Consider the following 26,152-nt stretch of genomic DNA (forward strand, 5'->3'; position numbering starts at 1 on the left):
AATCCGCCTTGCTCCCCCGGGCAACTCTGCCTATAGCTCTTGCTTTAATGACAACTGCATCGAAATCGACTTTCGTCCTCGGACACCGGCATTTGCTGGGCATCGAGGGCCTTTCCGCGGCCGATATCAGCGGCCTTTTGGACCTTTCCGAAGAGTTCGTTGAACTGAACCGGCAGGTCGACAAGAAGCGCACCAATTTGCGCGGCCGAACCCAGGTCAATCTGTTCTTCGAAGCCTCCACCCGCACCCAGTCCTCGTTCGAAATCGCGGGCAAACGCCTCGGCGCGGACGTGATGAACATGTCGGTGTCGTCGTCCTCGATCCGCAAGGGCGAGACGCTGATGGACACGGCGGTGACACTCAACGCCATGCATCCGGACATTCTGGTGGTGCGCCATCATGCGTCCGGCGCAGTGGAACTGCTTGCCCAGAAAGTCGACGGTTCGGTCATCAACGCCGGCGACGGCGCGCATGAACATCCGACCCAGGCGCTGCTCGACGCGCTCACCATCCGCCGCAACAAGGGCCGGCTCGAAGGTCTGCTGGTCGCCATCTGCGGCGACGTGCTGCATTCGCGGGTCGCGCGCTCCAACATCATCCTGCTGAACGCCGTGGGCGCGCGCGTCCGCGTGGTCGCGCCCTCCACGCTGCTGCCGCCCGGCATCGAGCGCATGGGTGTCGAGGTCGCCCGCGACATGCGCGAAGGCCTCGAAGGCGCGGATATCGTGATGATGCTGCGATTGCAGCGCGAGCGCATGAACGGCTCGTTCATTCCTTCGAGTCAGGAATACTTCCATTATTACGGCCTCGACCAGAAGAAGCTCGCCTATGCCAAGCCGGACGCGCTGGTGATGCATCCGGGGCCGATGAACCGCGGAGTCGAGATCGACTCCATTGTGGCGGACGGCGCGCAGTCGCTGATCCGCGAACAGGTCGAAATGGGTGTGGCGGTGCGCATGGCAGTGCTCGAAGCACTGGCCCGCAACCTGCCCAACGCGTAGCTGGTGCGCCGAATGCGAAGTTCCTGCCGCCAGTGCGGCGAGCTCTTCCAGGAACTTCGCATTCAAAGGCGCACCAGAATTATAGATACTCGTGTCCCTTTGGTTCTGGCGTTCGTAAGAGCAGCCGCTGAAAAGGGATACGAACGCCAGAACCGGGACACGAGATGAGAACCGACAGACGCCCCATCCTGCTCGCCAACGCCCGCCTGATCGACCCCTCGCGGGATCTCGACGGCCCCGGTGACGTGCTGATTGCCGACGGAACCATCCGTGACGCGCGCCGCGGCATCGGCGCAGCGGGCGTTCCCGAGGGCACAGACATTATTAATTGCGCGGGCAAGGTGGTCGCCCCGGGCCTGATCGACATGCGCGCCTTCGTCGGGGAGCCCGGCGCTGGCCATCGCGAGACCTTTGCCTCGGCGAGCCTCGCGGCTGCCGCAGGCGGCATCACCACCATCGTCTGCCAGCCCGACACCAATCCGGTGATCGACAACTCCGCGACCGTGGATTTCATCCTCCGCCGCGCCCGCGATACCGCGATCGTCAACATTCATCCCATGGCCGCACTGACCAAGGGCATGAAGGGCGGCGAAATGACCGAAATCGGCCTGCTCAAGGCGGCCGGCGCGGTTGCTTTCACCGATGGCGACAAGAGTGTGATGAATGCGCTGGTGATGCGCCGCGCGCTGACCTACGCCCGCGATTTCGATGCGCTGATCGTGCAGCACACCGAAGACCCGGACCTCGTCGGGGAAGGCGTCATGAACGAAGGGGAGCTCGCGTCACGGCTCGGCCTGTTCGGAATCCCGAATGCGTCCGAGGCTGTCGTGCTCGAACGCGACATGCGTCTCGTCGCGCTGACCGGCGGGCGATATCACGCAGCTTCGCTGACCTGCACCGACTCGCTCGATATTCTCAGGCGCGCACGCGAGGCCGGCCTGAACGTCAGCGCATCGGCCTCGATCAATCACCTGACCCTGAACGAAAACGACATTGGCCCTTACCGCACGTTCCTCAAGGTGTCGCCGCCGCTGCGCACCGAACAGGATCGCACCGCGCTCGTCGCCGCCGTCGCGTCGGGGCTGATCGACGTCATCATGTCGGACCACAATCCGCAGGACGTCGAGGTCAAGCGCCTGCCCTTCGCCGAGGCGGCCGCCGGCGCTATCGGTCTGGAGACCATGCTATCCGCAGGATTGCGCCTGGTTCACTCCGGCGACATCGAGCTCAAGACGCTCATTCGCGCCATGTCCACCCGCCCTGCCGAACTGCTTGGCCTGCCCGGCGGCTCGCTGCGTCCCGGTTCTCCTGCGGACATGATCGTGATCGATCTCGATACGCCGTGGGTGCTCGATCCGGCCGACCTGAAATCACAATGCAAGAACACACCGTTCGATGAGGCGCGTTTCACCGGCCGCGTCGCGCGCACCATCGTCGATGGACGCACCGTCTATGAGCATGTGTAAGTTCGGCCCGCACCAGCGCTTGATTACGATATGTGAGGCATCATGAGCGGCTTTCTGACGGCCTTCGTGCTCAGTTTCGTGCTGGCCTTCCTGTTCGGCTATTTGTGCGGATCGATTCCATTCGGGTTGATCCTGACGAAACTCGCCGGCACGCAGGACCTGCGCTCGATCGGCTCAGGCAATATCGGCGCGACCAATGTGTTGCGCACCGGCAACAAGGGCCTCGCCGCCGCGACGCTGCTCGGCGATATGCTGAAAGGCACGATCGCCGTCATTGTCGCCGGACATTTCGGCGGACCTAACGCCGCGATTGCCGCAGGCATCGGCGCCTTCATTGGGCATCTTTTTCCGGTGTGGCTGAAGTTCAAGGGCGGCAAAGGCGTCGCGACCTATATCGGCGTGCTGCTTGGATTGTTCTGGCCCGCCGCACTCGCTTTCTGTGCAATCTGGATCGCGGTCGCGCTGATCTTCCGTTACTCGTCGCTGGCCGCGCTGGTCGCAAGCGTGGTTGTGCCGGTGATGCTGTTCTGGGCTCAGCACACAGCCCTCGCCGCCGTTTTCGCACTCATGACCGCCGCGCTCTGGATCATGCACCGCGCCAACATCCAGCGGCTGATGAACGGCACCGAGGGCAAGATCGGCAGCAAATAACGGAGCCTTTCAACCCCGACACACTACAGCGACATCCGATCAAGCCTGAAGATTTTGGCCTGCCCGGCGGAGAACACCATTTCAAGCGGCGGGCATGTTTCACCGGCCGGAATGTCTCTGTTTTCCAGCAGCACGTGCGTGACGGGATACAACCGCACCAATCTTCCAAGCGCAGCACAATTCAACGGCTCTTTTCCGCCCTGATCACCGAAGACTTCGCGCGCCAGCAGGACGCGCCGACGCCACTCCAGCACCTCGCGATCAAGATACGGGTGGGTTTTCCACGACACGAATTGCGCGCTCAGCGCATCGAGCCGAAATTTTTGATTGAAAGGATCGGTCAGATAGACATCACCCGGCCTATAGTTGCGCTGCAGGAACTCAACGTATTCAGGCACTCCTTGATCACGGTAGCTTTTAAACTTCGCCACCGCTTCCTTTCCTGCAACAAATAGCGCGAGCAGGATAACCACGGCACCCGCCACTGCCATACCTCGCCGAAATGGTGACGATCCAAACGACAGTTCTCCAAGCCGCGCCAATATTACAAGCGTCGAGACAGGGACAAGAATGATCGACGCGCGCCAAGGCGCGACAAGCGCGAGACCAGCCGCGCCGGTTGAGATAACAACGAGAGTTCCAGCTACTGCCCAGACAAGAAGTGCAGCAAGGGTGTTTCGGAGCAAACCGCGCGGTGCCAGCCATATGCCGACGATCACCAGACCAAGCTTCGCGTAAGCCTCGCCTCTCAACCAGCGGGCAGGATCGGAATGCTGCGGTATACGCTCAAACGCGAGAATGCCCGCAGCCTCCCGGAAGGTCGCGTAATCGGTGGGCACAAACCGTAAGGCCAGATCAACCTGCGGGACGATGATTAACGCGATGGCCACGAGTTTCGTACTCAGGTTGAGTCGCGACGCACCATCTGACAGCATCATGCTTCCGGCGACGATGAGCGAAAGCATCGCATACCCTCCGTGGATCGCGGCAGGGACAGCGGCTGCAACAAGCGCAAAGTTTCTAAATCCGGCAAACGCAAGGGCGAATGACGCAAGAAAAAGCACGCCGAATTCCGAGGGCTGAAGATATCCTCCGATGAGATACTGATCAGCGACGCCATATCCAAAAAGAACTGGCGCGCCGGCGTGCGCGAGGAGAACAAGTGCTCCAGTGAGCAACAGCTGGAAGGAAGCGGACTGACCAGCTTGTCCCGCGAGGCGGAGCGCCAGAGAGAAGCACGACCAAAAGAGGCAGGTCAGCAATCCAAGCTCAACGACATAGAACAGGATCGGGTGACCAAAACGAGCGACTAAAAAAACAAGACCTGAAAAGACGGGAAGCCCGTCGACAGTCCCCGCGGTCCAGTCTGCGCCAAGCCGTTCTGGAAAGGCCCTGGCCATGCCATGCAGAAACTTTGTGTTCTGGTTTGATTCATAAAGAAGATACGTCGCTGTCGCCAGGCAGAACAGAACACTGCCGATCACGCATATCCATACCTTGACGAAACCGGCAGAAATCTGGCCGATGCCTGATAGTTTGCGAGTTGGGTGATTGGGATCAGGAAAATACTCGGGCGCAGTATTGGATACGCTCATAAGCAATTCTCAGCATTCCAACCGAATAATTCGGCTTCACCGAAATAAAAGGCAGCCAGGACAACCGTTCACAAAGCATCGGTAAGGCTTATGCGATCTGGCCGCAATCCTCAAAAGATTGCCCGTTTGTCGCGGTTGATCCGCTCGAACACGCAAGTCGGGATTGTCCGGCCAGCCAAGTTGCGCGACACTCCGGTCCACGGGGGGGCCGCGTGGACATCAGGACTTCAGCCACGACCAGACTGACCGACGCGCAGCGCATCGACTGGCTGCGGCTGATCCGTTCCGACAATGTCGGACCACGCACATTTCGCTCGCTCGTCAATCATTTCGGCAGTGCACGCGCCGCGCTCGATCGCCTGCCCGATCTGGCCCAGCGCGGCGGCGCCGCCAAGGCGGGCCGCATCTGCACGCAGGCTGAGGCCGAGCGCGAGATCGAAAACAGCCGTCGGATCGGCGTGACCTTGCTCGCTCCAGGGGAGTACGGCTACCCGCCGCGCCTCGCCCTGATCGACGACTCCCCGCCCCTGCTCGGCGTACGCGGCGTTTTGAATGTCCAGACCCAGCCGATGATCGGCATCGTCGGCTCGCGCAACGCGTCCGGCGCGGGACTGAAGTTCGCGCAAACCATCGCGCGAGATCTCGGCAATGCCGGCTTTGCGATCGCCTCCGGTCTGGCACGCGGCATCGATCAGGCCGCGCATCGCGTCACGCTCGATACCGGCACAGTCGCGGTGCTGGCCGGCGGACATGACAAGATCTATCCGGCGGAGCACGAAGATTTGCTGGCGGCAATTATCGCGTCAGGCAGCGGCGCGATTTCCGAAATGCCGCTCGGCCATGGGCCACGCGCGCGCGATTTCCCCCGCCGCAACCGGCTAATCTCGGGTGTCTCGCTTGGAGTCATTATTGTGGAGGCTGCGCATCGCTCGGGCTCGCTGATCACCGCGCGCTTCGCCAATGAACAGGGCCGCGAGGTGTTCGCCGTGCCGGGCTCACCGCTTGATCCGCGCGCGGCAGGAACCAACGATCTGATCAAACAGGGCGCGACGCTGGTGACGGAAGCTGCCGACGTGATCAACGCGGTTCAGCCGATCATGGGGCGTCCGGTCGAATTGCCGATGAGCGAGCCGGAAGACGGCCGACCGGTGGATGACGAGCCCGCCGCCAGTGACCGCGCGCGGATTCTCAACCTGCTCGGTCCCTCGCCCATCGGTATCGACGATCTTATCCGCATGAGCGATGTTTCCCCCGCCGTGGTCCGAACCATCCTGCTCGAGCTTGAGCTGGCAGGAAAGCTGGAACGCCACGGCGGCGGAATGGTCTCGCTTTTATGATTACCCGCGATAGATCGGCGCGCCGGCGGGCGATGCGGTCGAACCGCCGTCGATGAAGATTTCCTGGCCCTGTACATGCGCGGCGTCGTCGGACGCGAGGAACAGAACGGTCTTCGAGATGTGGTCGACCTCGCCCATCCGTCCGAGCGGCGTGCTGGCGGAGATACGCTTTTCGAGCATCTTCTCGGCTTCAGGCGTCGCGATGCCAGGCCCCCAGATCGGCGTGCGCGTGGCACCTGGCGAAACCACGTTGACACGGATGCCGCGGGGCGAAAGTTCGGACGCCATCACGCGCGCCATCGCGCGTACGCCGGCCTTGGTCGCGGCATAGGCCGAATAGCCCGGATTGCCGAGAACCGAGATGACCGAACCGTTGAGAATAATCGAGCCGTTGTCGTTCAGGTGTGCCACGGCCGCCTGCACCGTGAAGAACACGGCCGTGAGATTGGTCTTGATGACATTCTCAAACGCCGCGAGCGTGGTGCCGCCAACCGGCGTGTTGCCCGCGATGCCCGCATTGGCAAACACGATGTCCAGCTTGCCGAATTTCTTCACCGCCTGCGCGACCGCGCCTTCGAGTTGTGCAACATCCGTGGCATCGGCTTTAACGCCGAACCCGTTTGGCCCGAGTTCCTTCACCGCAGCATCGAGTCTGGCCTGATCGCGGCCGGTGATCACCACACGCGCCCCTTCGGCCACGAACAGCTTTGCGGTCGCCAGACCGATTCCGCTGTTGCCGCCCGTGATAAATGCCGTTTTTCCCTTAAGCCTCATGGAACGCTCCTGTTTTGATCAGCTTGGTTTCTGGTTTCATAATAAAACTACTCTTGCTGACTAGCGCTTCTGGTTCTATAATGCAACCACAATTGCGTGATCGGAGGTCAAGCTGTGAAACGAAAGAGTCTTGAGGGCGATGTATGCCCTATCGCGCGGACGCTCGACGCCATCGGCGACTGGTGGTCGCTGCTGATCGTTCGTGACGCGCTGATGGGAGCACGGCGCTTCAGCCAGTTTCAGAAGAATCTCGGTGTGGCGAAGAACATTCTGGCGGTGCGGCTGAGGACGCTCGTGGCGCAGGGCATTCTTGAGGTGAAGCCCGCTTCTGACGGCAGCGCGTATCAGGACTATGTGCCGACGACGAAGGCCCGTGCGCTGTTTCCGGTGCTGGTCGCAATGCGCCAGTGGGGTGAGGAATATGCCGTTAAACCGGGCGAAAGTTGCAGCTCAATGGTCGACAAGCAGGACGGATTGCCGCTCAGCAAGCTTCAGATCCTGGCCCATGACGGCCGCCCGATCGATCAGGCGGACACCAAGGTCATTGCTCCCGCGGCCACCTAGAATTTACCGCCGGTCAGTTGCCGGCGGACAATGTCATCCGCTTCGAGTTGCGCCATGTCGAGCAGGTGCGCCAGCATATCGAGGCGGTGCCGGCGCGAGAGCTGGACCAACTCCGCGACCGCCCCTGAAATGAAGCTCGCCGCCTCGGCCGGACCGCCATCTCTGGCGACGGAATCGGCCTGCACGAAATCGCTGCGACTGTCGCGAGCGGCCATCCGCACCGACCCCTTCCAACGCGAGAATCGATCAATTTAAGAGTATTCTATAACAATACACGCATAAGATGCACAATCACAAGTACCCATAAACTACAACTTATGCGCGAAATTCGGCTCCGGTTCCGGCCCCATCACCGGATCCCCATTTGACAGCGGACCCCCTTTTACCCATGTATCGGCCAAGCTAGCCTGATGGAATCTTGCGATTCCGGCCCGCGTACCCCCGTTAAGTTATTGGAATCAAATGAATCTCGTCATTGTCGAGTCGCCTGCCAAGGCCAAGACGATCAACAAGTATTTGGGCCCCTCCTACGAGGTTTTGGCCTCGTACGGTCACGTCCGCGACCTTCCGGCCAAGAATGGATCGGTCGATCCGGAGGCCGACTTCCAGATGATCTGGGAAACCGACCCCAAAGCCGCCGGCCGTCTCAACGATATCGCCAAGGCGCTCAAGGGTGCCCACAAGCTGATCCTCGCAACCGACCCTGATCGCGAGGGCGAAGCGATCTCCTGGCACGTCCTGGAGATCATGAAGCAGAAGCGCGCGCTCAAGGATCAGAAGATCGAGCGCGTCGTCTTCAACGCAATCACCAAACAGGCCGTCACCGAGGCCATGAAGAATCCGCGCCAGATCGACGGCGCACTGGTCGATGCGTATCTGGCGCGCCGCGCGCTCGATTATCTCGTCGGCTTTACCCTCTCCCCCGTTCTCTGGCGCAAGCTGCCCGGCGCACGCTCCGCCGGCCGCGTGCAGTCCGTCGCGTTGCGGCTGGTCTGCGACCGCGAACTCGAAATCGAGAAGTTCGTCCCGCGCGAGTACTGGTCGCTGCTTGCGACATTGGCGACCCCGCGTGGCGAATCCTTCGAGGCGCGCCTTGTCGGCGCCGACGGCAAGAAGATTCAGCGCCTCGACATTGGCAGCGGCGCGGAAGCCGAAGATTTCAAGAAAGCGCTTGAAGCTGCGAACTTCAACGTCACAACGGTCGAGGCCAAGCCCGCACGGCGCAATCCGCAGTCCCCGTTTACGACATCGACCCTGCAGCAGGAAGCCAGCCGCAAGCTCGGCTTCGCGCCCGCGCACACCATGCGCATCGCGCAGCGCCTTTATGAAGGTATCGATATCGGCGGCGAGACCACCGGTCTCATTACTTATATGCGTACCGACGGCGTGCAGATCGACCCTTCAGCGATCACGCAGGCACGCAAGGTGATCGGTGAAGACTACGGCAAAGCCTATGTGCCGGACTCGCCGCGCCAGTACACCTCAAAGGCGAAGAACGCGCAGGAAGCCCACGAAGCCATCCGCCCGACCGATCTGTCGCGCCGTCCTTCATCGCTGAAATCCAGACTCGATAACGATCAGGCCCGGCTCTATGAGCTGATCTGGATGCGCACCGTCGCAAGCCAGATGGAATCCGCCGAGATGGAACGCACCACGGTGGACATCACCGGCAAGGTCGGTGCGCGCGTGCTCGAATTGCGCGCCACCGGTCAGGTCGTCAAGTTCGACGGCTTCCTCGCTGTGTATCAGGAAGGCCGCGACGACGATCCGGAAGACGAGGACTCAAAGCGCCTGCCCGTCATCAATGAGGGCGAAGCGCTCAAGCGTGAGGGGCTCAACGTCAGCCAGCACTTCACCGAACCGCCGCCGCGCTTCTCGGAAGCCTCGCTCGTGAAGCGCATGGAAGAACTCGGCATCGGCCGTCCTTCCACCTATGCCTCGATCATTCAGGTGCTGAAGGATCGCGGCTATGTGAAGCTCGAGAAGAAGCGTCTGCACGGCGAGGATAAGGGCCGCGTCGTGGTGGCGTTCCTCGAGAACTATTTCGCGCGCTACGTCGAGTTCGATTTCACCGCCGACCTCGAGGAAAAACTCGACCTGATCTCGAACAACGAGATTTCCTGGAAGCAGGTGCTGACGGATTTCTGGAAGGACTTCATCGGCGCGGTCAACGAGATCAAGGACGTCCGAGTCACCGAAGTGCTCGACGTGCTCGACGCCATGCTCGGCGAACACATCTACGAGCCGCGCGCCGACGGCGGCGACCCGCGCCAGTGCCCGAGCTGCGGCACCGGCAAACTCAATCTCAAGGCCGGCAAGTTCGGCGCCTTTGTCGGTTGCTCGAATTATCCCGAGTGTCGTTACACGCGCCCCCTCGCCGCATCGAGCGGATCGAGCGATCGCCCGCTCGGTAAGGATCCGGTGTCGGGCCTCGAAGTTGCAGTCAAGGCTGGGCGCTTTGGCCCCTACATCCAGCTCGGCGAGCCCAAGGACTATGGCGAGGACGAGAAGCCGAAGCGTGCGGGCATTCCGAAGAACATGTCGCCTGCCGATGTCGAACTCGAGCTTGCGCTGAAGCTGCTCTCGCTGCCGCGCGATATCGGACCGCATCCGGAAGATGGCGAAATCATCACAGCCGGCATCGGGCGCTTTGGTCCGTTCGTGCGCCATGGCAAAACCTACGCAAGCCTCGAAGCTGGCGACGAGGTGTATACCGTCGGCCTCAACCGTGCGGTGACGCTGATCGCCGAAAAGATCGCCAAGGGTCCGAGCCGCCGGTTTGGCGCTGATCCCGGCAAGGAGATCGGCGACTACCCCGCGCGCGGCGGCAAGATCATGCTCAAGAAGGGCCGCTACGGCGCCTACGTCACTATCGACGGCATCAATGCGACTATCCCCGACAGCATCGAGCCGGAGAAGCTGACCATCGAGGAAGCCATCGCGCTGATCGAGGAACGTGCGGCAAAGACCGGCGGCAAGCCGAAGCGCGCCGCCAAGAAGGCCGCGAAGAAGAAGCCCGCAAAGGCCGCCGCCGCGAATGGCGCAGCCGAATCCGAGGCACCTGCGAAGAAACCCGCGACCAAGAAAGCCGCAGCGAAAAAGGCTACGCCGAAGAAGGAAGCAGCGGAGCCTGTGTCGCTGACAGAGGCGGCCAAGGCGAAGGCATCGAAGGTCGCCGCAGCTAAGGTCACGAAGGTCGCTGAAAAGAAGAGCGCCGGTAAAGCACGCGGATAATGAAAAAGAAAAGCGACGCGACGACTGCCTTTCCCGACAGAGAGAGCATCGTCGCGTTCGTCAAGGCGCATCCGGGCGAGGCCCGGACGCGCGACATAGCAAGGCATTTTGGATTGAAGAATGAATCGCGCGCCGAGTTGCGGCGCGCATTGCGCGATCTCGCCGAGGAAGGCGCGATCGCGACAGAGGGCCGAAAGGTCCGTGAACCCAAATCACTCCCACCCACCCTCGTCGCCGATATCACAGGCCGCGACAGCGACGGCGAGCTGCTCGCTGCCCCCGCCGAATGGTTTGCCGAGGTCGATGGTCCGGCACCGGCCATTACGATCCATGTTCCGCGAAAGCCGAAACCTGGCACCGTCGCGGGTGTCGGCGACCGCGTGCTGCTGCGCGTGGAAAAACCGCGCAACAAGCATGAGACCTACAGCGGCCGCGTCATCAAGCTCCTCGACAAAACGCAGCACCGCGTCCTCGGAATTTACCGCGAGATGCCGAACGGCGACGGCCGGATGATCCCGGTCGACAAGAAACAGGCCGGACGCGATCTCGCCATCGCCGCCAAGGATTCCGGCGGCGCGGAGGATGGCGACCTGATCAGCGTCGAACTGATGCGCTCGCGCGGCTACGGACTGCCGTCCGGCCGGGTGAAGGAACGCCTCGGCTCGCTCAAGACCGAAAAAGCGGTAAGTCTGATTGCGATCCACGCGCATGACATCCCGCAGGAATTTCCTGCCGACGTCGTCCGCGAATCCGAGGCCGCGAAACCTGCGACGCTCGCGGGCCGTGAGGACTGGCGCGATGTTCCGCTTGTTACAATCGATCCGCCGGACGCGAAGGACCACGACGACGCGGTTCATGCCGAACCGGACGCCGATCCGAACAACAAGGGCGGCTACATCGTCAATGTCGCCATCGCCGATGTCGCGTTCTATGTGCGGCCGCAATCGCCGCTCGACCGCGAGGCGCTCAAGCGCGGCAACTCGGTCTACTTCCCGGACCGCGTCGTGCCGATGCTCCCCGAGCGCATCTCCAATGATCTGTGCTCGTTGAAGCCAGGCGAGCCGCGCGGCGCGCTCGCCGTCCGCATGGTGATCGACAAGGATGGCCGCAAGCGCTCGCACACTTTCCATCGCGTGCTGATGCGCTCGGCGGCAAAACTGAACTACGCGCAGGCGCAGGCTGCCATCGACGGTCGCCCCGACGACACCACCGGTCCCCTGCTCGATCCGATCCTCAAGCCGCTCTGGACGGCCTATGCGCTGGTGAAGCGCGCCCGCGACGAGCGCGATCCGCTCGACCTCGACCTTCCCGAGCGCAAGATTCTGCTGAAAGCCGACGGCACGGTCGACCGCGTGGCAACGCCGGAACGGCTCGATGCGCACCGGCTGATCGAGGAGTTCATGATCCTCGCCAACGTCGCCGCTGCGGAAACGCTTGAAAAGAAAACGCTGCCGCTGATCTACCGCGTGCACGACGAACCGACGGTCGAGAAGGTCCACAACCTCCGTGAGTTTCTCAAGACGCTGGAAATGCCGTTCTCTGCCACCGGCGCGCTGCGCCCCGCCGTCTTCAACCGCATTCTTGCGCAGGTGAAGGGACGCGACGCGGAGCCGCTGGTGAATGAGGTGGTCCTGCGCTCGCAGGCGCAAGCGGAGTACTCAGCGGACAATTACGGCCACTTCGGCCTCAATCTGCGGCGTTACGCTCATTTCACATCGCCGATACGCCGATACGCCGATCTGATCGTGCATCGCGCGCTGATCCGCGCGCTCGGGCTCGGCGAAGGCGCCCTTCCCGAAACCGAGACGTTTGAAACGCTTAGCGAAGTCGCTGCGGCCATTTCGCTCACCGAGCGCCGGGCGATGAAGGCCGAACGCGAAACCGCCGACCGGCTGATCGCGCATTTCCTCGCCGACCGCATCGGCGCGACATTCGAGGGGCGAATCTCGGGCGTCACCCGCGCAGGACTGTTCGTCAAACTGGCCGATACCGGCGCGGACGGCCTGATTCCCGTGCGCACCCTGGGAAGCGAGTATTACAACTATGACGAGACCCGCCATGCCCTGATCGGATCGCGCAGCGGTGCCATGCATCGATTGGGTGACGTGGTGCAGGTTCGTCTGGTAGAAGCTGCGCCTGTGGCTGGCGCGCTGCGGTTCGAACTGTTGTCCGAAGGACGAACCGCTCCCCGTGGCGGCCGTATGCGCGACAACCGCGCCAGACCGCCCAATACCGGCGGCAAGGCACGGCCAGGGCGCAACAGCAAGAACGGAAAGAAATTGCGCAAACCTTCCCGCAAAACGCGCAAGTCGAAGAAAGAAGGCTAGTGGATACGAATGCTAGATCGGACCACTCACGCCTTTCAAAGGAGCTGAACATGGAAAGCCGAACTATGCCCGCCGAGACGTGGACGTCAGCCTCGCAGCCGCTGCCGAAGCGCGATGTTTGGCAGGCGATGGCGCGCGGGCTGCGCTGCCGCTGCCCGAACTGCGGCGAAGGCAAGGTCTTCCGCGCCTTCCTGAAAGTCGCCGACAACTGCTCGGTGTGCGGACAGGATTTCAGCGGACACCGCGCCGACGATCTTCCGGCTTACCTCGTCATCGTGATCGTCGGCCATATCATTGTGCCGATCGCGCTGTGGATCGAGACCGACTATGCACCATCCATCGCCCTTCAGCTTTCGGTCTATCTGCCGGTCACTCTCATCATGTCGCTCGTGTTGCTGCAACCCGTGAAGGGCGCTGTGGTCGGATTGCAATGGGCGTTCCGCATGCACGGCTTCGATGAGAGCCGCCCCGCGGACGTCGAAGAAGGTACGATTGCCAAGCTAACCGTGGTGAAATGAGCGAGCCCGAGAAGGAAGATAAGGAAGACGACAGTCATCCTTACCGCCGCCCGAAAGATGCCGCGACACTGATCCTCGTCGACCGCAGCGGAAGCGTGCCCAAGGTCCTCGTCGGCAAGCGGCATGACAAAGTCATTTTCATGCCGGGAAAATTCGTGTTTCCCGGCGGCCGGGTCGATGCCACCGACAACAAGATTCCGGTGGCCGCGGAAATCCCCAAGGGACTTGAGAAGAAACTCATCGGCGGCAGTCCGAAGATCGCCCCTGCCCGCGCCCGCGCGCTGGCGGTGGCCGCCATTCGCGAGGCCTGTGAAGAAACCGGTCTTTGTCTGGGACGTAAAGTGGCGCGCATGAATGGCGCGGCGGCGAAACTGACCGGCGAATGGAAACCGTTCGCCGAGGCCGGCTTGCTGCCCGATCCGTCAGGACTGTTCCTCATCGCCCGCGCGATCACTCCGCCCGGCCGCGTCCGGCGGTTCGACACCCGATTTTTCACCGCCGATGCATCGTCGATCGCGCACCGGGTTGAAGGCGTCGTCCATGCCGATGCCGAACTTGTCGAACTGGTGTGGGTCGAACTCGGATCACTGTCCCTCGCGGATCTTCACCAGATGACGAAGATGGTGCTGCGCGAACTGGACAAGCGCCTTGCACTGGGGCCGCTCTCCCATGCCGCCGAGGTGCCGTTCTTCCACTTCTACGGCGGAAAGATGCAGCGGGACGTCATTTGATCGCGCGCGGGTTCTCCGCAGCGCGCGGAGGCCTGAGGCTATCATGACAACCGCCGTTGCGCCGGAACTGTCGGTCTCGGAGTGGCTCAACTCCGACACCCCGCTCACATTGTCTGGCCTTCGCGGACGCCCCGTTCTGCTTCACGTGCTGAGCGAAACCTGACCTACGGGTGGTGGTTTCATGCCCGCGTGCGAGCTGATATGTTGGCGTCTGACGGCGGAACGCCCGCCGGGGGATAAGCGAACCACCGTTGTATGCGTACCGGCGCCGCCATATCGGTCGCCGCACATGTTGCGGCCCTGACAGCCTGGCTTTTGCTGGCGGGCGTGCATCCGTTCGAGCCGACGACTGCGGAGGCCATCACCGTCGATATCGTCACGCCCGAGGAGGCGCCGCCGCTTCCCAAAGAGCCCGATTACGATTTTCCCAAGTTTGACGAAAAATCCAATGAGCAGGCTGCGGAAAAGCAGGCTGAACGGGACTCTTCGCAACCCGCCCCGGAACAGCCCTCCAAAACGGCCCCCACTCCCGCTTCAAATGCGAAACAGGATTCGCGGCAGGCCGCGCTCCAGCAGCAGCAGCAGCCTGCCGAACCGCCCAAACCCGCGGAGCAGCCTCAGTCTCAACAACAGGCGCAGCCTCAAACGCCGCCTCCGGCGCAGCAGCAGGAAGTGCCGACCGCCGCCCCGGATATCACCAGCAAGTTCGGCATGATGTTCACTCTTCCGGACGCCGGCGCAGCCGGCGACTTCGATGCCAAGGCGACGGCAAAGGCGAACATCTCCAGCGAGGACGCCGCGGCACTGCGCGCGCATCTGAAATCATGCTCCGTCCTGCCGCGATCGATATCCCCGGCCGACAACGTCTCGATCATTTTGCGCGTTGCATTTCAGCGCGACGGACGACTCGCAGCGGAGCCGCTGCTGATCGAAGCCAGCGCATCTGAAAAAGGCCCGGCCCTGATGCGCAGCGCAATGGATGCACTGGACAGGTGTCAGCCCTACGCCATGCTTCCGGCAGATCGCTACGACCAGTGGCGCATGCTGGATCTCCGCTTCTCGCCGAAAGACTTCAAGGGCGGGTAACCCCAGCCCACCGAGAAGAAACGCCCTCGCGCTTAACTCAAAAAACAATAATCTTCCGTGGCGAGACGCATCGCGCCACCCCATACAATCTCTGATCCTTTTGTATCGCCAAGCGACACTTTTTAAGTGCCGCCTCAAAATCGTCAGGGGAAGAGTCCGATGAGCCCACGCCAGTTGCGCCTCGGCGCTTTCATGCGCCCGGTCAGCATTCATACGGCCGCATGGCGCTATCCCGGCAGTTTCCCCGACGCCAACTTCAATCTCTCGCATCTGAAGCGTTTCATTCAAAAGCTTGAACACGGCAAATTCGACGCCTTCTTCATGGCCGATCATCTCGCGGTGATGAATATGCCGATCAACGCGCTCAAGCGCAGCCACACCGTCACATCGTTCGAGCCGTTCACATTGCTGGCGGCGCTGGCCGGCGTGACAGAGCGCATCGGGCTGGTTGCGACCGCCTCGACCACTTACGACGAGCCCTATCATGTCGCGCGCCGCTTCGCCTCGCTCGATCATATCAGCGGCGGCCGCGCCGGCTGGAACGTCGTCACCACCGGCAACCCGGAAACCGCTCTGAATTTCGGTCTTGAAGAGCATGTCGAACACGGTGAACGCTACAGGCGTGCGCGTGAATTCTTCGATGTCGTCACAGGCCTGTGGGATTCCTTCGCCGATGACGCCTTCGTGCGCGATGCCGAGAGCGGCATCTATTTCGATCCCGCGAAAATGCACACGCTGAATCACAAGGGCCAGTTTCTCTCGGTCAAGGGTCCGCTCAACATTGGCCGGCCGGTGCAAGGCTGGCCGGTGATCGTTCAGGCCGGCGCGTCCGAACCCGGCAAGCAGCTTGCGGCAGAAACCGCCGAAGCGGTGTTCACCGGCGGCGGCACGCTTGCCCAGGCCCAGGCGCTCTACGAAGATATCAAGAGCCGCATGGACACGTTGGGACGCGACCGCGACCACCTGAAGATTTTGCCGGGCGCATTCGTTGTCGTTGGCGACACCCTCGAGGAAGCGCAAAAGAAGCGCGACCTGCTCGACAGCCTCGTCCACTATGACAGCGCTATCGCGGGGCTTTCCGTCATCCTCGGCACCGATGCATCGAAATTCGATCCCGAGGGCCCTCTTCCGCCGATCCCGGACACCAACGCCAGCAAGAGCGGCCGCGACCGGCTGGTCGAGTATGCGGCCACGAACAACGTGACAGTTCGGCAGCTCGCGCAGCGCGTCGGCGGCTATGGCGGCCTGTCGTTTGTCGGGACGCCCGCCACCATTGCCGATCAGATGGAAGAATGGCTGGTGACCAACGCCTCCGACGGTTTCAACATCATGTTCCCGTTCCTGCCGCAGGGGCTGGACGACTTCGTCGACAAGGTGGTTCCGGAACTTCAGCGGCGGGGCATCTTCCGAAAGGACTACGAGGGCCGTACGCTGCGCGAAAATCTCGGCTTGCCGCGGCCCAAAAACCGGTTTTTCGAGCCTGCCGGGGCTGTGAAAGCGGCTGAATAGCCTCTCAGGCCCATCGAACCGGGGGCCTTCGCGGGCGAAATCCGGGGTATCCGCTTTTCGGAATAATACGGCCTAAAACCTTGACTTTGGGGCGTTCGAAGCTAGGTTGCGCCCCAAATGCAGCTCGATCTGTCGGGTCTGCTCGTGATTCCTGACATTCGAGGTTCTGAAACATGGCCAAAGCGGTCACCATCAAGGTCAAGCTCGTTTCCAGCGCGGACACCGGCTTTTACTACGTCGCCAAGAAGAACTCGCGCACGATGACCGACAAGCTCGTGAAGAAAAAGTACGATCCGGTCGCGAAGAAGCACGTCGAGTTCCGCGAAGCCAAGATCAAGTAATTATTTCAATTGCTTATGTACGAAAACGGGGCCTCGCGGCCCCGTTTTGCGTTTTATCCCCTCCCGTCGGTCGCTACCGGTCAGTGGGACAGCAGGACCCAGCACGGCGGGTTGGCCAGAATTGAGCGCGTGGCTCCGCCCAGAATGAACTCGCGCAACCTCGAGTGGCCGTAAGCGCCCATCACCAGAAGATCGACACCACGGGAGGCGACATAGGCTTCCAGGAAACTGCCGATTGAATGCTGATCGGTTTTCTTGACGTCCTCATGGACCGCTTCAATTCCGAATCCTGCCAGGTACTCGACGAATTGCTGCCCTTGAGCAGACGACAGTGGCTTGTCGTCAGTCGCAGTGAATGCCCTCACCGTTCGTGCGCGCCGGAGAAACGGCAACGCATCGCCGACGGCTCGTGCAGCCTGACGGCTGCCATCCCACGCCACGGCAACAGTCTGGATAGCGGTCGCCAGCGGCCGCAGCGGCTCTTCCGGAAAGATCAGAACCGGACGGCCTGATTCGAAGATGAGCTGCTCGGCGAGATCAAACTGGTCTTCGGTATCCTTCCTGAGCGGCTGAACAGTCACGTGGTGCAGCCGCGCCAACTCCACCAGATTCCGTGTCATGTCATAGGGCGCCCTGCGCTCAAGGCGACAGCGGTGCATCACATTGTGATGCGCGGCGACCTCCTCGAAACTATGGACGAGCTGCTGTGCATTCGCTGCGCTCTTTCTTGCCTCCCGTTCGAGAAACTCCCCCATATGGGCGCCTTCGAAGTAAAGGCCCGTCTCGATTTCGATCTCGTACACCACCGCAGAAACGCGTTGCGAGATGGTCGAATGATTCCCGTTGCGGGCTCCTGCCGATAAAAGACTTTCGCTCAGTTGAAACACCGTCTCGATTGCAGCCTTTGTCGTCGGCTTCGGATAGCTGACAAGCGGAAGCAAGAAGTCCCTGGTGGCCATGGCAATCTCCTTGGGGCTCAACTTAGCCGGAGCCGGAACCTTCTGGCTTGATATGGCTCAAAGCAGCGGGAGAACCTCCGCCATTTGATGTGCATCAAGGTGATTGAAGGAGAAGCGATAACACTTAACGAGTGAACGCCCATTCCCGCGTGCAAAGGTGATTTCATGAAAGCCCATCACATCATGACCCGTAAAGTCATCAAGGTTGCCCCGGGTGACTCGATCACTGATGCCGCTCGGCTTATGCTCGACAACCATCTGAGCGGCCTTCCTGTCGTTGACCTGAAGGGCGCACTGGTCGGTATTGTCACCGAGCGCGACCTGTTGCGCCGGCGTGAAATCGGTACGCAGCGCAGCCGGCCACGCTGGCTTGATTTTATCCTTGGTCCGGGACGTCAGGCCGCGGACTATGTCCAGACCGCCGGACGCCGCGTTGATGAGATCATGACGCGCGACGTGCAAACCGTGACTGAAGACACTCCGCTCTCCGATGTCGTAGCCATCATGGAAAGGTATCGCATCAAGCGCGTTCCCGTGATGAACAGCAACAACAAGCTCACTGGAATCATCAGCCGCCAGAACTTCGTCCGGGCTGTCGCAGGCCTCGCTCGCGATGTCCCCGACCCCACTGCGGACGATTCACACATCCACACCCGCATTCTCAAAGAGATCGGGCGTCATGACTGGGGCCCATCCGGGCTGGAGGTGTTTGTCCGCAACGGTGTGGTCGACATCTGCGGCGTCATCACGGACGAGCGCACGCGGCAAGCCATCATCGTAGCCGCCGAGAATGTCGCGGGCGTCAAGCAGGTGCACGATCACCTGTGCTGGGTTGACCCCTTATCCGGCGCATATTTCGAGCCGAAAGAAGAAAGAACGAAAGCGAGTTAAGCCGCCGCAGCCACTACGCGGTTCCGGCCGTCGTGCTTGGCGCGGTACAGCGCCTGATCGGCGCGTTTGAGGACGGCGCTGATCGCCTCGCCCTTGGTTTCGAGCGTCGAGATGCCGATCGAAATGGTCACCTCGATGCGCTTGACGCCCTTCTCGATCGTAAAGGGCTCGCCAGCGATGGAGCGGCGAAGGCGCTCGGCAACCATTCCTGCCACATGCAGGTCGGTTTCCGGCATCACGATCACGAATTCCTCACCGCCGTAACGGCAGGCCAGATCGATCCCGCGGATCGACTTGCGGATACGCACCGCGAATTCGCGCAGCACGTCGTCGCCGGCATCGTGGCCGTAAGTGTCGTTGATCGACTTGAAGTAATCGATGTCGAGCATCATCAGCGCCAACGGCTTGGCCCGCATCGCCGCCTGCTCCGCCAATGTGGCGAGATGGCTTTCCATATAGCGGCGGTTATGCAGCCCGGTCAGCGGATCGGTGATCGCCATTTCGATCGAGTTCTGCACGTTGTCGCGCAGGTGATCGGTATAGCGGCGCTTGCGAATCTGGGTGCGCGCCCGCGCCAACAGTTCGTTCTTGTCCACCGGGCGCAGCAGGTAATCGTTGACGCCGATCTCCAGCCCCCGCAGCAACCGCGCGTTGTTGTCGGCATCGGCAATGGCGAGGATCGGTACGCTGCGCGTGCGCTCCAGCGACCGCGCCTGGCTGCAAAGCCGCAGGCCATCGAAATTCTCAAGCCCGAGCGACACGATCAGCAGATCGTAATTGCCATCGGCGGCATGAAACACCGCTTCGGCGGGATTCGGTTCGACGTCGACGCTGTGCTCGGTGGCCAGCACCGGAGCCAGCCGCTCGTAAGACGACGGCCGGTCGTCCACCAGCAGAATGCGCCCGCCCTTACCTGTATCGGCAACCGCGTCGCGCTCCGGCGCATTGACGCCAATCTCGAGCGACGTGATCGCGCGCATGCGCAGTTCGTCGGTCATCATCTTCAGCCGGGTCAGTGACCGCACGCGGGCGATCATCACGACATCGGACACCGGCTTGGTGAGGAAATCGTCGGCGCCGGCATCGAGCCCGCGCACGCGGTCGGATGGACTGTCGAGTGCGGTCACCATGATGACCGGGATGAAATGGGTCTTCGGATTCGATTTCAGGCGGCGGCAGACCTCGAAACCGTCGATGTCCGGCATCATGACATCGAGCAGCACGATGTCGCATTCCGCGCGCTCGCAGATCTCAAGCGCCTGTGTCCCGCAATTCGCCGTCACCACGTCGAAATATTCCGCGGACAGACGCGCCTCGAGCAGCTTTACGTTGGCGAGAACGTCGTCAACGACCAGAACGCGCGCGGACATCGAATTCTCCAAACTTTCCTAGCCGACAAACCGTCGAACCGTCTCAATAAACTTCCCAACCGAGATCGGTTTGGACAAATACGCTTCGCACCCGCCTTCGCGAATACGTTCTTCATCGCCTTTCATGGCAAAAGCCGTTACCGCGACCACGGGGATGGCACGCAAGTCGACATCCGCCTTGATCCAGCGCGTCACGTCGAGACCGGAAACTTCGGGTAGCTGAATATCCATGAGGATGAGATCGGGCCGGTATGTGCGAGCGAGATCGAGTGCTTCAACCCCGTTACGCGTGCCGACTGTCTGATACCCATGGGCCTCAAGCAGATCGCGAAAGAGCTTCATATTGAGCTCGTTGTCTTCCACGATCAGGACGGTTTTGGCCATCCTGGCCCTCCAATTCCCGTAAAATGCCCGTACGTGCTGAAACCGTTGAATTCGCCACGCCGTGATGACTCGGGCATGATGGGTTCAAAATAGAGACGATAAGTTACGGAAAGGCAAACACGATCAATGACAAAGGGCCCTAAAAACCCTCAGGAAGTCGCTGAATTCGTTGCGATTCAGGCGCTCTCCTTCCTGGCGTCCGATCCCGAACGGCTAGGGTTGTTCCTGACCGAGAGCGGTATCGGCCCTCAAACCCTCCGGACGGCCGCCGCAGACCCGAAGTTCCTCGCGGGCGTGCTCGATTTCATCGTGCGCGATGACGCGACCGTGAAGGCCTTCGCCGACGCCTCGCAACTGACACCGCAGGCCGTCGCCAATGCGCGCGAGGTGCTGGAACCACGTTGGGAATGATTCAGTGAGCGGCCGTCCGCCAGCCGATTCGCCGGGTTTCTGCCGCGACTGCCTGTCGGACGCGGCGGCAAAGGCGATGCGCTGCGCTGAATGCGGCTCGCCCCGCATGGTCCGGCATCGTGCCCTCAGGACGCTGACCCTCGCGCATATCGATTGTGATGCGTTCTATGCAACCGTCGAGAAACGCGACAATCCGGACATCGCCGACAAACCCGTCATCATCGGCGGCGGCAAGCGCGGCGTCGTGTCCGCCGCCTGTTATATCGCGCGCACTTATGGCGTGCGCTCGGCGATGCCGATGTTCAAGGCGCTTGATCTCTGTCCCTCGGCGGTTGTCGTGCGTCCCGACATGGCGAAGTATGTCCGCGTCGGCCGCGAGGTTCGCCACGCGATGACGGCGCTGACGCCGCTGGTCGAGCCGCTCTCCATCGATGAGGCCTTCCTCGATCTCAGCGGCACGGAACTCGTGCACGGCATGATTCCCGCCAAGGTGCTTGCGCGGTTTGCCACTCAGGTCGAGCGGGACATCGGCATCACCGTGTCGGTCGGCCTGTCGGTGAACAAGTTTCTGGCCAAGATCGCATCCGATCTCGACAAGCCGCGCGGCTTCGCTGCACTGGATCAGGAGGAAGCGCGCGAGATGCTGGCCGACCGGCCTGTCGGCTTTATCTATGGCGTCGGTCCCGCCTCGCAGGAAAAACTCTCTCAGCGCGGGTTCCGTCTCATCAAGGATTTGCAGCGCGCAGACGAAACCGATCTGATGAAGCAGTTCGGTCCTGAGGGACGGCGGCTGTGGCGGCTGGCGCGCGGCATAGATGAGCGCAAGGTCGTCGCGGATCGCGGCGCCAAGACGATTTCCAACGAGACGACGCTGGAAACCGACGTGCGGGACTTCGCGACGCTGGAAAAGATCCTGTGGCGGCTGTGCGAAAAGGTGTCGTCACGCCTCAAGAGCGGCGACCTCTCCGGCTCGACCATCACCCTGAAACTGAAAACCGCCGACTTCCGGCAGCGCACCCGCTCCCAATCGCTTCAGGTGCCGACACAGCTTGCCACCAGAATTTTCGCGACGGTGCGCGAAATGCTCAGCCGCGAGATCGACGGCACCGCATTCCGGCTGATCGGCGCCGGCGTCAGCGCCCTGAAGCCGGGCGCGGAAGCCGACGGTCAGGATTTGCTGGACCGGCGATCCGCTCATGCGGAGCGCGCGATGGACAATGTCCGAAAAAAATTCGGCAACGCCGCCCTGATCCGCGGCATTGCCTATGATGGACCGGCGAAAGCCGAATGACGGCCCGCCCTATTTACAGGGCTTGGTTTCCTTGATGTCGATCTTGTCCATGGCGCCCGCAATGACGAAATCGTTGTAATCGAGCGAGAGCGCCCGCGACACGCCGTCTTCGTAGAGCTCGAACGACATCGCATAGGCCGGCGTCTGCTCACCGGAATTCGATTTCGTTGCACGGTCGTAGTAGCTCACGGTGACCGGCCACCGGGTCTGGGATTTGAACTTCTCGTTGGTGCTGGCGGCATCCGGCTTTACCGGCGCCTTCGTCCCGGGAATCGGCTGCCCGATGACGGTAAGCGTGTTGTAAACCTTCTCGCCGTCGTCCGATCCGTCATAGACCACGAGTTCGAGCAGCGACTTGCCTTCGCGCGCGGCCTCGATGATCAGCCTGACCTGCTCCGTCGGAAACACCGCGCCCTCAATGGTGAACGTCTTCGCCTTGGGCTTCTTCAGCTTGACCTTGATTGTCTTGCCGTCGCGCTCCGCCATACCGTCGATCGATGTCGTATCGGCATCGTTCATGCGGGTCTCGATCTTGAAGCGGTAGCTCTTGCCCTCGCCGTCTTCCCAGCTCGTCGAGCGCAGATCGCTCACGGTGGTTTTGTTCTCACCGGTATCGAGCTGCGACACCTGCCGGAATTCAGTGGTGTAGCCTTCGCAGGCACTGCCGGCGAAGTTGTACAGGATGCGGCCGCGCGCGTTGCTGACACTGGCATTGCCGCGCGATGTTTTCAGGCTCAGGTCGTAGACCGCCTGATGCGCGAGAAACGCAACGCTGGGGGCGGCTCGTGCTCCGCCCGCAGCCGATGCCAGAAACACAGCAGACAGGGCAACCAATCCACAACCCGAAATCCGGCGCGCGCGACGCATGGCGTCTCCTTAAGGTAATGAGAATCGAAGAATAATAGCCGCAGCATTGCGCCGCAACCGGGGCAAAAACGCAAAATTGCCCCGAATATCCGGCAAAAATCGCAAGCCTTGCGCGCTTGCATGTGACTGCACGATGGGCGAAATATGGCGCGCCCGACACATCGGCATGAACGCCGGACCTCACTCCGGGCAAATACTCAGATAAAACATCGGGGACTGACATGGCGGGAACGGTCGAGCAGAAGTTGAACGAGTTGGGTATCGTGCTGCATCAGCCCAACCCTCCCATCGCGAATTATGTCGGCTTTGTTCGCACCGGGAATCTGCTGTTCGTATCGGGCCAGGTCTGCAACACCCCGGAAGGCAAGCTGATCGCCAAAGGCAAACTCGGCGCCGGCGTGACCACCGAGCAAGGCGCCGCCGCCGCACGCGGCTGTGCGATCAACCTGCTGGCGCAGGTCAAGATGGCGCTCGGCGATCTCGACAAGGTTGCCCGTGTTGTGCGCCTTAGCGGTTTCGTCAACGCGACACCGGATTTCCTCGAAGGGCCGAAGGTGCTCAACGGCGCGTCGGATCTGATGGTGGCAATATTCGGCGACAAGGGCCGCCATGCGCGCACCACGGTCGGCGTGGCCGCCCTGCCCTCGGACGCCGCGGTCGAAGTCGAAGGCATCTTCGAGGTCGCCTGAGCATGATCCCGAAAAGTGGGAACCGGTTTTCGGACAAGATCATGCTCAAGAAATCAAACTGATGGCTGCGCGCGCGCCCGGCTGGCTCACGGCACGGCCAATCGCCCATCGCGGGCTGCATGACCGCGCGCGCGGCATCGTCGAGAACATGCCGTCGGCGATCGACGCAGCGATCGCCGCCAACTTTGCGATCGAGGTTGATCTTCAACCCACCGCCGACAATGAGGCGATGGTCCACCATGATTACGCGCTGGGCCGGCTCACCCAAGGCACCGGCGAACTGCTGTCGCTGACCGCGGCGCAGCTCAAGCAGGTCGGCTTCAAACACACCGCAGAACGGATGATGACGCTGGGCGATCTCTGCGCGCGCGTCGCCGGACGCGTCCCGCTGGTGCTCGAGGTGAAAAGCCGTTTCGACGGCAGCCGGACGCTGGTGAGGCGAATGGCCGAAGTGCTGACGTCGTACAGCGGACCGGTCGCCGCGATGTCGTTCGATCCCGATCAGGTGATGGCGCTGCGCGACCTGATGCCCGGTCTGCCGCGCGGCATCGTGGCCGAATGGCACTACACCGAGGGCGAGTGGACGCGGCTGCCGCCTGAGAAAACCCGTGAGATGACAGGCTTGCGCCACGCGTTCCGCACGCAGCCGCATTTCGTCAGCTACCGGGTCGACGATTTGCCGTCGCCTGCGCCCTGGATCGCACGCAACATCTTTGGCTGCGCGCTGATCACATGGACTGTGCGGACCCAGGAACAGCGCGCACGCAGCGCCCGATATGCCGATCAGATGACTTTCGAGGGTTTCATCCCGGAGTAAGCCTAAAGCGCGATACCAGCCATCCGATGCCAGATACTTGAAGTCATCCGCGCAAGAACCGATCTATAATGCTGAACGGTTTCGGTTTTCTCACGGCCACGGTACCCCTTCCCTTTGACGGATCCCTGCGAGATCACCCTTGAAGCGGTCTCCTCAGTCGGCCAGGTCACGGCCGACGAGTGGAATGCGTGTGCCAATGCAGATGGCAGCTACAATCCGTTTGTGACGCACGCCTTTTTTGCTGCTTTGGAAGAGTCAGGCTCTGCCATCGCGCGCACCGGCTGGGCCGCGCGCCATCTGGTGGCGAGGATGAATGGGCAAGCCGTCGGCATCGTGCCCGGTTATCTGAAAAATCACTCGCAAGGCGAATACGTGTTCGACCACGGCTGGGCTGATGCCTATGCGCGCGCGGGCGGAAGCTACTATCCGAAATTGCAGGCCACCGTTCCGTTCACCCCGGCAACTGGCCCTCGCCTGCTCGTGGGCAACGGCCCGGATGCCGCGCGTATCCGCGAGACGCTGGCCAGCGGCCTGATCGCCCTGTGCGGCGCCACGCACGCCTCATCGGTGCATGTCACCTTCGCCCGCGAAGACGAATGGACGCTCCTCGCCGAACATGGCTTCCTGCAACGCACCGACCAGCAATTCCATTGGCGCAATGAAGGCTACGGCACGTTCGAGGATTTCCTCGCCACGCTGGCGTCGCGTCACCGCAAGGCGATCCGCCGCGAGCGACGCGGCGCGCTCGCCAACGGCATCACCATTCATGCCCTGACCGGCGACGGCATCACGCCCGACGTCTGGGACGCATTCTTCGAATTTTACATGGAGACCGGCTCGCGCAAGTGGGGACGGCCCTATCTCACCCGCGCGTTCTACACCATGATCGGCGAGACCATGGCGAAAGACGTGCTTCTGGTGATGGCAAAGCGCGACGGCAAATGGATCGCCGGTGCGATCAACTTCATCGGCTCCGACACGCTGTTCGGCCGCCACTGGGGCGCGGTCGAGCACCATCCCTTTCTGCATTTCGAGGTCTGCTATTATCAAGCCATCGACTTCGCGATCCGGCGCGGCCTGAAGCGCGTCGAGGCCGGCGCACAGGGTGAGCACAAGATCGCCCGCGGCTACCTGCCCCAGACCACCTACTCCGCGCACTACATCGCCGATCCCGCGCTGCGCCGGGCGATCCGCGACTATCTCAAGCACGAGCGAAGCTACGTGCAGCAGGCCGTGCGCGAACTCACCGAGGCCGGTCCGTTCCGCAAGGCCAACGGTGACGACTGAGCGCCGGCGTTGTGGCCGCCGCGCAAGCCGCTTAACCTGAGCCTCACTTGCC

At 61.8% G+C, this 26,152-nt stretch carries 25 protein-coding genes; 18 read left to right on the forward strand and 7 right to left on the reverse strand.

The window, feature by feature from the left end; genetic code table 11:
* Positions 1-47: 47 nt before the first annotated feature.
* The 3 genes from AC1RM7_RS05085 (at position 48) to plsY (ending at position 3,118) form a co-directional block, all read left to right on the forward strand.
* Complete coding sequence (locus AC1RM7_RS05085) at positions 48-1,001, forward strand: aspartate carbamoyltransferase catalytic subunit (protein ID WP_024921470.1); 954 nt, start codon at positions 48-50, stop codon at positions 999-1,001.
* 164 nt (positions 1,002-1,165) lie between these two features.
* A complete protein-coding gene (locus AC1RM7_RS05090; protein ID WP_024921471.1) occupies positions 1,166-2,467 on the forward strand; it encodes a dihydroorotase in 1,302 nt (433 codons plus the stop codon).
* Between the two features lie 42 nt (positions 2,468-2,509).
* Positions 2,510-3,118 carry a glycerol-3-phosphate 1-O-acyltransferase PlsY gene (gene plsY, locus AC1RM7_RS05095; RefSeq protein WP_034460963.1) on the forward strand — a complete coding sequence of 203 codons (609 nt, stop codon included), beginning with the start codon at positions 2,510-2,512 and terminating at the stop codon, positions 3,116-3,118.
* A gap of 23 nt (positions 3,119-3,141) precedes the next feature.
* On the opposite strand, the gene AC1RM7_RS05100 is transcribed toward plsY, so the two are convergent.
* A complete protein-coding gene (locus AC1RM7_RS05100) occupies positions 3,142-4,713 on the reverse strand; it encodes a DUF6798 domain-containing protein (RefSeq protein WP_024921473.1) in 1,572 nt (523 codons plus the stop codon).
* Between the two features lie 212 nt (positions 4,714-4,925).
* Between AC1RM7_RS05100 and dprA the strand changes: the two genes are divergently transcribed.
* Positions 4,926-6,050 carry a DNA-processing protein DprA gene (gene dprA / locus AC1RM7_RS05105; protein WP_024921474.1) on the forward strand — a complete coding sequence of 375 codons (1,125 nt, stop codon included), beginning with the start codon at positions 4,926-4,928 and terminating at the stop codon, positions 6,048-6,050.
* Here dprA and AC1RM7_RS05110 read toward each other — a convergent pair whose 3' ends face one another.
* Positions 6,051-6,824 (reverse strand): SDR family NAD(P)-dependent oxidoreductase, encoded by a 774-nt coding sequence (locus AC1RM7_RS05110; protein ID WP_006020919.1) that lies wholly within the window; start codon positions 6,822-6,824, stop codon positions 6,051-6,053. It abuts the gene before it with no gap.
* A gap of 114 nt (positions 6,825-6,938) precedes the next feature.
* Here AC1RM7_RS05110 and AC1RM7_RS05115 point away from each other — a divergent pair, with 114 nt between their 5' ends.
* Positions 6,939-7,388: a winged helix-turn-helix transcriptional regulator gene (locus AC1RM7_RS05115; protein ID WP_492838731.1), complete on the forward strand. Its 450-nt coding sequence runs from the start codon at positions 6,939-6,941 to the stop codon at positions 7,386-7,388.
* Here AC1RM7_RS05115 and AC1RM7_RS05120 read toward each other — a convergent pair.
* Entirely contained in the window at positions 7,385-7,603 is a 219-nt protein-coding gene (locus AC1RM7_RS05120) for a hypothetical protein (protein ID WP_024921476.1), read from the reverse strand. The two genes, AC1RM7_RS05115 and AC1RM7_RS05120, sit on opposite strands and share 4 nt — an antisense overlap.
* Positions 7,604-7,850: 247 nt before the next feature.
* Between AC1RM7_RS05120 and topA the strand changes: the two genes are divergently transcribed.
* The 7 genes from topA to rpmG all read left to right on the forward strand — a co-directional run bounded on the left by topA (position 7,851) and on the right by rpmG (position 17,134).
* On the forward strand, positions 7,851-10,622 hold the full coding sequence (topA, locus tag AC1RM7_RS05125) for a type I DNA topoisomerase (protein WP_024921477.1): 2,772 nt from the start codon (positions 7,851-7,853) through the stop codon (positions 10,620-10,622).
* Positions 10,622-12,949: a ribonuclease R gene (gene rnr, locus AC1RM7_RS05130; protein WP_024921478.1), complete on the forward strand. Its 2,328-nt coding sequence runs from the start codon at positions 10,622-10,624 to the stop codon at positions 12,947-12,949. The genes topA and rnr overlap by 1 nt, the downstream gene beginning before the upstream one ends.
* 50 nt (positions 12,950-12,999) lie before the next feature.
* The gene (locus AC1RM7_RS05135) at positions 13,000-13,467 is read left to right on the forward strand and encodes a DUF983 domain-containing protein (protein WP_024921479.1); all 468 of its coding nucleotides are present in this window, start codon (positions 13,000-13,002) and stop codon (positions 13,465-13,467) included.
* Positions 13,464-14,198, forward strand: coding sequence for an NUDIX hydrolase (locus AC1RM7_RS05140; protein WP_006020925.1), 735 nt, complete (start codon positions 13,464-13,466; stop codon positions 14,196-14,198). The genes AC1RM7_RS05135 and AC1RM7_RS05140 overlap by 4 nt, the downstream gene beginning before the upstream one ends.
* A 315-nt stretch (positions 14,199-14,513) precedes the next feature.
* Positions 14,514-15,284, forward strand: a complete 771-nt coding sequence (locus AC1RM7_RS05145; RefSeq protein WP_492838735.1) for a UCP034077 family protein — start codon at positions 14,514-14,516, stop codon at positions 15,282-15,284.
* 159 nt (positions 15,285-15,443) lie between these two features.
* Positions 15,444-16,793 carry an LLM class flavin-dependent oxidoreductase gene (locus AC1RM7_RS05150; protein WP_024921481.1) on the forward strand — a complete coding sequence of 450 codons (1,350 nt, stop codon included), beginning with the start codon at positions 15,444-15,446 and terminating at the stop codon, positions 16,791-16,793.
* A gap of 173 nt (positions 16,794-16,966) precedes the next feature.
* Positions 16,967-17,134, forward strand: coding sequence for a 50S ribosomal protein L33 (gene rpmG, locus AC1RM7_RS05155; protein WP_002712167.1), 168 nt, complete (start codon positions 16,967-16,969; stop codon positions 17,132-17,134).
* Positions 17,135-17,214: 80 nt separating this feature from the next.
* Here the strand turns inward: rpmG and AC1RM7_RS05160 are convergent, their stop codons facing one another.
* Entirely contained in the window at positions 17,215-18,021 is an 807-nt protein-coding gene (locus AC1RM7_RS05160; protein WP_492943884.1) for a universal stress protein, read from the reverse strand.
* Between the two features lie 237 nt (positions 18,022-18,258).
* Between AC1RM7_RS05160 and AC1RM7_RS05165 the strand changes: the two genes are divergently transcribed.
* On the forward strand, positions 18,259-18,984 hold the full coding sequence (locus tag AC1RM7_RS05165; RefSeq protein WP_024921483.1) for a CBS domain-containing protein: 726 nt from the start codon (positions 18,259-18,261) through the stop codon (positions 18,982-18,984).
* On the opposite strand, the gene AC1RM7_RS05170 is transcribed toward AC1RM7_RS05165, so the two are convergent.
* Positions 18,981-20,354, reverse strand: a complete 1,374-nt coding sequence (locus AC1RM7_RS05170) for a PleD family two-component system response regulator (protein ID WP_006020931.1) — start codon at positions 20,352-20,354, stop codon at positions 18,981-18,983. The genes AC1RM7_RS05165 and AC1RM7_RS05170 overlap by 4 nt on opposite strands.
* A gap of 18 nt (positions 20,355-20,372) precedes the next feature.
* The gene (locus AC1RM7_RS05175; RefSeq protein WP_006020932.1) at positions 20,373-20,738 is read right to left on the reverse strand and encodes a response regulator; all 366 of its coding nucleotides are present in this window, start codon (positions 20,736-20,738) and stop codon (positions 20,373-20,375) included.
* Positions 20,739-20,864: 126 nt separating this feature from the next.
* On the opposite strand from AC1RM7_RS05175, the gene AC1RM7_RS05180 reads away from it, so the two are divergent.
* Both AC1RM7_RS05180 and AC1RM7_RS05185 read left to right on the forward strand, forming a co-directional pair.
* Positions 20,865-21,149, forward strand: a complete 285-nt coding sequence (locus tag AC1RM7_RS05180; protein ID WP_006020933.1) for a DUF3572 domain-containing protein — start codon at positions 20,865-20,867, stop codon at positions 21,147-21,149.
* Positions 21,150-21,153: 4 nt separating this feature from the next.
* On the forward strand, positions 21,154-22,440 hold the full coding sequence (locus tag AC1RM7_RS05185) for a DNA polymerase IV (RefSeq protein ID WP_034460968.1): 1,287 nt from the start codon (positions 21,154-21,156) through the stop codon (positions 22,438-22,440).
* Between the two features lie 9 nt (positions 22,441-22,449).
* Here the strand turns inward: AC1RM7_RS05185 and AC1RM7_RS05190 are convergent, their stop codons facing one another.
* The gene (locus AC1RM7_RS05190) at positions 22,450-23,307 is read right to left on the reverse strand and encodes a cell envelope integrity EipB family protein (protein ID WP_024921485.1); all 858 of its coding nucleotides are present in this window, start codon (positions 23,305-23,307) and stop codon (positions 22,450-22,452) included.
* A 221-nt stretch (positions 23,308-23,528) separates the two neighbouring features.
* Between AC1RM7_RS05190 and AC1RM7_RS05195 the strand changes: the two genes are divergently transcribed.
* The 3 genes from AC1RM7_RS05195 (at position 23,529) to AC1RM7_RS05205 (ending at position 26,100) form a co-directional block, all read left to right on the forward strand.
* Positions 23,529-23,996, forward strand: coding sequence for a RidA family protein (locus AC1RM7_RS05195; RefSeq protein WP_006020936.1), 468 nt, complete (start codon positions 23,529-23,531; stop codon positions 23,994-23,996).
* A 61-nt stretch (positions 23,997-24,057) separates the two neighbouring features.
* Positions 24,058-24,813, forward strand: coding sequence for a glycerophosphodiester phosphodiesterase (locus tag AC1RM7_RS05200; protein ID WP_024921486.1), 756 nt, complete (start codon positions 24,058-24,060; stop codon positions 24,811-24,813).
* Between the two features lie 114 nt (positions 24,814-24,927).
* On the forward strand, positions 24,928-26,100 hold the full coding sequence (locus tag AC1RM7_RS05205) for a GNAT family N-acetyltransferase (RefSeq protein WP_024921487.1): 1,173 nt from the start codon (positions 24,928-24,930) through the stop codon (positions 26,098-26,100).
* The last annotated feature ends 52 nt before the right edge of the window (positions 26,101-26,152 follow it).

It is taken from the genome of Afipia sp. GW822-FHT03D08 (genome assembly GCF_058801645.1).

What these genes read in the sequence shown, in the direction of transcription:
- AC1RM7_RS05085 (WP_024921470.1), top strand. Translation starts at nt 48, where the DNA reads ATGACAACTGCATCGAAATCGACTTTCGTCCTCGGACACCGGCATTTG.
- AC1RM7_RS05090 (WP_024921471.1), top strand. Translation starts at nt 1,166, where the DNA reads ATGAGAACCGACAGACGCCCCATCCTGCTCGCCAACGCCCGCCTGATC.
- plsY (WP_034460963.1), top strand. Translation starts at nt 2,510, where the DNA reads ATGAGCGGCTTTCTGACGGCCTTCGTGCTCAGTTTCGTGCTGGCCTTC.
- AC1RM7_RS05100 (WP_024921473.1), bottom strand. Translation starts at nt 4,713, where the DNA reads ATGAGCGTATCCAATACTGCGCCCGAGTATTTTCCTGATCCCAATCAC.
- AC1RM7_RS05110 (WP_006020919.1), bottom strand. Translation starts at nt 6,824, where the DNA reads ATGAGGCTTAAGGGAAAAACGGCATTTATCACGGGCGGCAACAGCGGA.
- AC1RM7_RS05120 (WP_024921476.1), bottom strand. Translation starts at nt 7,603, where the DNA reads ATGGCCGCTCGCGACAGTCGCAGCGATTTCGTGCAGGCCGATTCCGTC.
- topA (WP_024921477.1), top strand. Translation starts at nt 7,851, where the DNA reads ATGAATCTCGTCATTGTCGAGTCGCCTGCCAAGGCCAAGACGATCAAC.
- rnr (WP_024921478.1), top strand. Translation starts at nt 10,622, where the DNA reads ATGAAAAAGAAAAGCGACGCGACGACTGCCTTTCCCGACAGAGAGAGC.
- AC1RM7_RS05135 (WP_024921479.1), top strand. Translation starts at nt 13,000, where the DNA reads ATGGAAAGCCGAACTATGCCCGCCGAGACGTGGACGTCAGCCTCGCAG.
- AC1RM7_RS05140 (WP_006020925.1), top strand. Translation starts at nt 13,464, where the DNA reads ATGAGCGAGCCCGAGAAGGAAGATAAGGAAGACGACAGTCATCCTTAC.
- AC1RM7_RS05150 (WP_024921481.1), top strand. Translation starts at nt 15,444, where the DNA reads ATGAGCCCACGCCAGTTGCGCCTCGGCGCTTTCATGCGCCCGGTCAGC.
- rpmG (WP_002712167.1), top strand. Translation starts at nt 16,967, where the DNA reads ATGGCCAAAGCGGTCACCATCAAGGTCAAGCTCGTTTCCAGCGCGGAC.
- AC1RM7_RS05165 (WP_024921483.1), top strand. Translation starts at nt 18,259, where the DNA reads ATGAAAGCCCATCACATCATGACCCGTAAAGTCATCAAGGTTGCCCCG.
- AC1RM7_RS05170 (WP_006020931.1), bottom strand. Translation starts at nt 20,354, where the DNA reads ATGTCCGCGCGCGTTCTGGTCGTTGACGACGTTCTCGCCAACGTAAAG.
- AC1RM7_RS05175 (WP_006020932.1), bottom strand. Translation starts at nt 20,738, where the DNA reads ATGGCCAAAACCGTCCTGATCGTGGAAGACAACGAGCTCAATATGAAG.
- AC1RM7_RS05180 (WP_006020933.1), top strand. Translation starts at nt 20,865, where the DNA reads ATGACAAAGGGCCCTAAAAACCCTCAGGAAGTCGCTGAATTCGTTGCG.
- AC1RM7_RS05190 (WP_024921485.1), bottom strand. Translation starts at nt 23,307, where the DNA reads ATGCGTCGCGCGCGCCGGATTTCGGGTTGTGGATTGGTTGCCCTGTCT.
- AC1RM7_RS05195 (WP_006020936.1), top strand. Translation starts at nt 23,529, where the DNA reads ATGGCGGGAACGGTCGAGCAGAAGTTGAACGAGTTGGGTATCGTGCTG.
- AC1RM7_RS05200 (WP_024921486.1), top strand. Translation starts at nt 24,058, where the DNA reads ATGGCTGCGCGCGCGCCCGGCTGGCTCACGGCACGGCCAATCGCCCAT.